We start from the raw sequence: 849 nt of genomic DNA on the forward strand, positions 1-849 counted from the left end.
TTCGTAATTGGATATAAGTCGCCAGAGCTAATAAATTGATCTTCGATAAGAATTCCATCGATATAAATTACTGGAAAAGCTGAACAAGAGGTTGATAGTTTCCTTCCAAAATCATTTAGATGATCATTATATGATTTATCTGGTGTTCCAAGGTCTGGGTCTATGGCGACAGGCTCAATTTCAAAAAGCGGTATAAACTTTGATTTAACATATTGACTTAACTGACTTATTGCTGAAAACTCTGCGCGTTTAGTCTTTAAAATTGGCACATAAGATATTTCTACCATGTACTTCTCCTATAAGAAAAAAGACTGAAATTATTCATCTTAAAATTTTCGTAGTTTGCTAATTTTTTTGAATAGCCGACAGTTATGATGTCAGTTTATTATCTATGTCCTTTGTGATTTTTATTGTCAATATGTAATTTTTGTTTTCGTGCTATTTAACAAAATTTGATTTTCTCTGGGGGGATATTTCCTGAACTTCTTGATAACTTTAGCTTACATTGCATTTGACATTGCGGTGAATAGAGTGGTTCTCTCATGGAGCTTTTTTAACATCTCGGCAATCTTCTTAAAAGGATTAATGAGTTATTAACAAGTCCCATTCTTTACATGAGTCCGTTGATTAAAACAGTGAGTGTTGAATAGGGTCAACTTTGGCAAAACACTGGCTGCCAGCTTGAGTCAGAGCTAATACACCTAAACACAACGCCATAAGCACCACGATACGGGGCGCACTCATTGAGCCTCCAATCCCTAAAAAATGCAACCACGGCATACCAATACACGAGAATGAATATAAAAAATTGGGTTTGCGCGCAATGCTATCCCCGCCACGCCTACCCGC

At 36.4% G+C, this 849-nt stretch carries 2 protein-coding genes; both read right to left on the reverse strand.

Annotation, left to right across the window (positions count from 1 at the left end; genetic code table 11):
- Positions 1 to 287, reverse strand: a 287-nt coding sequence (locus tag AC1DUO_RS25605) for a beta family protein (protein ID WP_477989514.1), incomplete at its 3' end; no start/stop codon positions are given.
- Positions 288 to 627: 340 nt separating this feature from the next.
- The coding region (locus AC1DUO_RS25610; protein WP_477989516.1) for a hypothetical protein at positions 628 to 849 on the reverse strand (222 nt) is incomplete at its 5' end.

The organism is Rahnella sp. P4_A8 (genome assembly GCF_056402435.1).